This window comes from Microvirgula sp. AG722 (assembly GCF_003269145.1).
Lineage (GTDB): Bacteria > Pseudomonadota > Gammaproteobacteria > Burkholderiales > Aquaspirillaceae > Microvirgula > Microvirgula aerodenitrificans.
Map to the genome: position 1 here is coordinate 1 of NZ_QLTJ01000045.1, position 1,310 is coordinate 1,310.

Consider the following 1,310-nt stretch of genomic DNA (forward strand, 5'->3'; position numbering starts at 1 on the left):
CTTACAACAATATTTAAAGGTTGCCCAGTATCACGTGCAATTTGAATCTGAGTTCGCAACTGATTAGACATGGAAAGCCTCTGTACATTTTTAACTTCCAGCATACCGCCGACGTTTTTCCCCCACAAGTCAGGAATCGTTGTGGCCTGCGCGCCATTGGGAAGCCGCGCAGTCAATAAAGTTGTATTTTTCCTGGCCCCTACATGGCCCAATGCTTCAATGACCTGACGCTCGAACTCGATACCGCTTTGGCGATTCAGGGTAATCTGTGGAATTTCATTTACAACCCCTGCGCTCTTGGGAACGACAGCCCTGCCCGCGTCATTCCCCAGCCCCCCTCCACTGTTTATCCCCGGCGGCGACCTGGCCAACGCATGCCCCAGCGGGGCACTTGTCCCTTTCCTCGCCACGCCCTCCAAAGCGCTTCTTGCCAGCTTTACAAGCTCTTTCCCCGCATTGCCCAGCGACGCCAGCGCCAACTGGTTTTCCGGGTCCCCAACAAAGGCGACGAAACTCATCCAGCCCGGGGTTGTGGCATCTATCCTTGCGAGGTCTTTTTCATTCTCACGCAGTACAAAGGCCCTGGCTTCTTCTGTGTCCATCGAGTTGAACAGCCAGGCCGGCCGTTGTGTTGCTTCAATACCTCCGGCAACAATCTGTTTTACAAGGTCGGCGCAAACCAAGGGCGTTTTCTGGCATGTCGCATCCAGTTCTGCCCGGTTCTTTTCATTTATTTCCTTGAATTTTTCCCAGACCGCAGTGCAGTTGCCCTTTTTCTGGCATCCCTGTAATGCCTGATCCAGTGCCATGGCTTCCGTCGCACTCAGGTAATTGTTTTCCGCCTCGATCTGCGCCGCCGACATCGCTACCGCAGCCTGCCCTCCCGCCGCTACGCTCGCCCCCGCAACCAGGCTGCTGATCAACCGTTCGCGCTTTTCCTTTTCTTCTCCGCTCAGTGCCGTCCCGCTGTTCGCGCCATACAGCAGGTTGCTGATCACCACGCTGGCGCCCGCACCCAGCGCCGCGCTGCCGCAGTCCGCGCCCTGCGCCACCGCTCCCGCGCAGCCGACGATCGCCTGCAGGGCCGTCCGGGCCGTTTCGCTGTCCAGCTTGTCGGCCAGATCCCTGACCTTCTCCGCCGCCAGTCCCTGCAGGTAGTTGACCGTCGCCCCCTGCAGCATCTGCGCGGCCCCCCCACTGACGTTGCCCCCGGCAGCGGCCGTCAGTGCCGTGACCACCCGCCGGTAGTCGCCGCCCGGCCCCCACCTGGCCGCTTCCCGGTACTGCTGTGCCAGGGTCAGGCGGCGCGC

1 protein-coding gene is annotated in these 1,310 nt (G+C 60.0%); it reads right to left on the reverse strand.

What is annotated here, in order from left to right; translation table 11 throughout:
* A partial coding sequence (locus DFO50_RS19440; RefSeq protein ID WP_199489907.1) for a putative toxin occupies positions 1 to 1,310 on the reverse strand: 1,310 nt, incomplete at both ends.